Genomic DNA, 3564 nt, shown 5'->3' with positions numbered 1-3564 from the left:
GCGGGGGTTTGAAGACGGACCCTAGCGCGCGTGGGTGGAGAGTTCGTCGGCGAACTCCACCTGTGGCTCCCCGGCGAGGAGTTGGGGGAAGCGGGCGAGCAGCCCCGTCACGTAGGGGGCGGCGAAGTGGGCGTCGCGGGCCGCGCGGTCGGCGTACCGCTCCACCACCAGGAAGCGCTCGCCGTCCTGGCGGCCGACCGTGTAGGCCAGCGCGCCGGGTTCGCGCAGGGTGGCCCCGGCCACCTCGCGCAGGGCCGCTTCGAGGGCGTCCGCCTGCTCGGGCCGGGCCCGCAGGATCGCCAGCACCATGGTCATGGGGTCTCCGTTCGTCTTGGCAACTCCCGTGCAGCATCGCCGCCGAGGGTGAGCGGCGGATAGGAGAAATGCGACAGCCCCCGCCCCAGCAGGGCCGTCGGCCGCTCGCCGGTGAGCCGGCGGAACTCGTGGACGAAGTGGGCCTGGTCGTAGTAGCCGGCCGCCAACGCCGCCGGCAGGTAGTCCCGTTGGTCCTCCAGCAGCAGCCGCCGGGTGAGCCGCTGGAACCTCGCCAGGCGCTGGAACTCCTTCGGCCGGGCCCCCACCGCCGCCGGGAAGGCCCGCTGCAGCCGGCGCGTGCCGACCCCGGTGGAGGCGGCGAGCCGGTCGATCCGCAGACCGTTCGGCCGCCGGTAGACCCGCCCGACAGCGGCCTCCAGCCACGGCTCCGGGCGGTGGTGCTCGGCGAGCCGCCCGGTGAGGAACGAGTCCATCAGCGCCAGCCGTTGGGCCGGGCCGCCGGCCGCCCGGACCTGCTCGACGAGCCGCCGGCCGGACGCGCCCCAGAGGTCCTCGGCGGCCACGACCCGGTCGGCCAGCTCGTCGAGCCCGAACGGGACGAGGTGGCGCAGCGCGCCCGCCCGGAACCGCACCGCCAGGAAGCCGCTCGCTCCGGCGCGCCGCTCCAGCCGCCACGCGGCGCGCCGGAGGCAGACCAGGTGTGCCGCGGGCAGCGGCGTCGGCGCCCCGGTACCGCCGGCGGTGTCGGCGGCGGTGTCGGCGGCCCTTGGCACCACACCGCCCGCCCAGTGCGTCCACAGCTCGGCGCCGGTCCCCGGCAGCAACCGGGGCAGCGCGCCCGCCCCGCCCTCGCACCACCAGTACCGCTCGACGAACGCCCGCAGCGCGGGCGCGGGCGGCGCGTGGCCGATGCGTGGACGGTCGGGTGGGGAGGGAGTCATAACGGTGATGTTAGGGCCCGTCACCGCTCCGTAGCCGCCTGGTCGAGCGGCGTCGGGAAGCCTATGCGACGCGTCGGCAGGGCGCTAAGCTGCGACCTTCTGAGCCAGTACCTGACAGGCCGTGCCGCGGTCGGTGCTCCGGGCCGCCCCTCACCCGGAACCCGTCGGCCGTGACATGCCCCGTCGCCGTTCGGGTGCTGGGAACTCTGATGGATCCAAACTGAAGGAGGGGCAGATGGAGTCGTTCCCCGCACGGGTGGTGCGGTCGTCAAGACGCCGTGCCGACCTGTTCGCCCGCGCCTACCAGCGCGTGGCCCCCGGTGTCCTGCGGGTCAGCGTGGGGATGTTGTACCTCTGGTTCGGGCTGCCGAAGTTCTTCCCGGGAGCCAGCCCCGCCGAGGACCTCGCGAGCCGCTGCATGAGCCTGATGACCTTCGACGCCGTGCCGCCCGGCGTCTCGCGGTTCCTGCTGGCGCTGATGGAGGTCTCGATCGGGATCGGCCTGGTCACCGGGCTGCTGCTCCGGCTGACCCTCGCGGTGTTCTTCGTCCACATGACCGGGGTGTTCGCGACGCTCGTCCTCCTGCCGCACGACGTGTGGACCAACGGGGTCCCGCCCGTGCCCACGCTGGAGGGGCAGTACATCCTGAAGAACATCGTGCTGATCGTGGCCTGTCTGACCGTCGCCACCCGTGGGGCGCGGCCCGCCGCCGAGCCCGGTCCGGATCCGGGGCCGGTCACGTCCGCCGGTCCGACGCTCCCCGTGGGTAAGGCTCCTGACGAACCGCAGGGTCCGGTGACCCGCTCCCGGATCGCCGGCGAACTGCGTGGACGGTTCGCCGCCTGAGCGCGGTGGCCGCGCGCGGCGCGGGGGCGGCGGGGGGCCGAGGCGCGCACGCCTAGGCCCCGCCGGACCCCGGCCGGAGCGACGGAGGGGCGGCCGGCTCAGCCCGGAAGTCGCACCACGGCGGTGCCGGCCTGGGACTCGCCGAACCCCCAGCCGGCGACCAGCGAGCAGCCGACCGCCTCCACGGTGTCGGACCACGGCCAGGGGCCGGCGCCGGAGTAGAAGCCGCCCGCGCCGCGCGCGTCGCTCCTGGTGAGGCAGAGCATCCGGAGGTGGTCGCGCAGCCCGGGATGCCCGACCGCCTTCAGCCGCTCCTCCCAGGGCTCGGCGGCGGAGCGCCCGCCGCCGATGTCGTGCACCGTCACCAGGTGTTCGGGCCCGCGCCCGGTGAACGTGGCGGCCCGCATCGCGTCGGGGAGGGTGCCGTCGGTGGCGACGCGCAGCAGCACGGCCAGCCAGCAGTTCAGCTTCGTGGAGTCCTCGCCGGTCAGGTCGACCCCGTGGCGGCTCAGGAGCGGTCCCAACTCCGCGCCGCGCACCAGCGCGTCACCGTCGTCGGCCGTGGCGACGGTCCACAGGTCGGCGACGAAGGCGTCGTCGAACGGCCGGGGGCCCTTGTGCCCGTCGGCGCCCCACGGTCCCGTTCGCTCCAGGAGCGCGGCGTCGAAGCGGAACAGCGACTCGCTCAGGTCGAAGCGCCACGTCCAGGGGGAGAAGGGGTGCTCGCCGTCCGGGTCGGGAAGCCGCCTCGGCGCCCGGTCGGACAGCGCCTCAGGGGTGACCCAGGGGTTCGGGAACAGGAACTCGTCGAGCGTCTCCGAGGCGTAGTACACCCCGTACCCGGCGGCGCCGTCGACGGCCGGCCCGCCATCGAGCAGGATCTCGAAGGCGTCGGCCAGCGCGGCGTTCCAGCCGCTGAGGTCGGCCGCCGTAGCGGTCTCGGGCGTCATGATGGGCACTCCTCCAGGTCGTGTCGTGTCACACGCGTCGACACAAGGTACCGGCCGTCACCGACACCCCCCCCGGGCCACCGGCGCGCCAACGCGTAGGCGATCATGGGCAGTCGGACTCATCGGCAGCGCGGACGACAGGGCGGCGGGGATGGCGAACGGCATGAGCGAGACCTGGCGACGGCTGCAGCCGTTGCGCGTGGCGCCCGGCTGGCGGATCGACATGAACAGCCTCTACGCCGTGGACCCTTCGCCGGAGACCATGGAGTGGTTCTACGGATCCGTGCTGGTGAGCGGACATCTGGCCCATGACGGGCTCTGCTTCGACGTGCGCTGGGAGCCGGAGGGCGATCCCGAGGGGTGCTACGAGGTCGACTTCCTCCGCCTGGCCGGGGTCGGGCGGAAGGGATCCCCCACCGGCGAGCCCGCCTGCCTCGGCACCTGGACCACCCGGAGCCGGCCCGCGCTGGTGACGGCCCTGGAGGAGTTCATGTTCAGCGGGAGGCAGCCGGCCGACGTGAAGGCCCCGCCCGCGCGGTGAGCGGTGCTC

5 protein-coding genes are annotated in these 3564 nt (G+C 74.4%); 2 read left to right on the top strand and 3 right to left on the bottom strand.

Going from position 1 to position 3564, the window contains the following annotated elements:
- Positions 1 to 21: 21 nt before the first annotated feature.
- Both ABD308_RS04575 and ABD308_RS04570 read right to left on the bottom strand, forming a co-directional pair.
- The gene (locus tag ABD308_RS04575) at positions 22 to 315 is read right to left on the bottom strand and encodes a putative quinol monooxygenase (RefSeq protein WP_344325902.1); all 294 of its coding nucleotides are present in this window, start codon (positions 313 to 315) and stop codon (positions 22 to 24) included.
- Entirely contained in the window at positions 312 to 1217 is a 906-nt protein-coding gene (locus ABD308_RS04570) for a helix-turn-helix domain-containing protein (RefSeq protein ID WP_344325899.1), read from the bottom strand. The genes ABD308_RS04575 and ABD308_RS04570 overlap by 4 nt, the downstream gene beginning before the upstream one ends.
- A gap of 235 nt (positions 1218 to 1452) precedes the next feature.
- Here ABD308_RS04570 and ABD308_RS04565 point away from each other — a divergent pair, with 235 nt between their 5' ends.
- Positions 1453 to 2064: a DoxX family protein gene (locus ABD308_RS04565; protein ID WP_344325896.1), complete on the top strand. Its 612-nt coding sequence runs from the start codon at positions 1453 to 1455 to the stop codon at positions 2062 to 2064.
- A 98-nt stretch (positions 2065 to 2162) separates the two neighbouring features.
- On the opposite strand, the gene ABD308_RS04560 is transcribed toward ABD308_RS04565, so the two are convergent.
- Positions 2163 to 3014, bottom strand: a complete 852-nt coding sequence (locus tag ABD308_RS04560; RefSeq protein ID WP_344325893.1) for a hypothetical protein — start codon at positions 3012 to 3014, stop codon at positions 2163 to 2165.
- Positions 3015 to 3177: 163 nt separating this feature from the next.
- On the opposite strand from ABD308_RS04560, the gene ABD308_RS04555 reads away from it, so the two are divergent.
- Positions 3178 to 3555, top strand: a complete 378-nt coding sequence (locus ABD308_RS04555) for a hypothetical protein (RefSeq protein WP_344325890.1) — start codon at positions 3178 to 3180, stop codon at positions 3553 to 3555.
- Positions 3556 to 3564 lie beyond the last annotated feature (9 nt).

The sequence above is a fragment of the Kitasatospora putterlickiae genome, assembly GCF_039527695.1.
GTDB lineage: Bacteria > Actinomycetota > Actinomycetes > Streptomycetales > Streptomycetaceae > Kitasatospora > Kitasatospora putterlickiae.
This window is presented reverse-complemented; position numbering and strand designations above follow the sequence as displayed.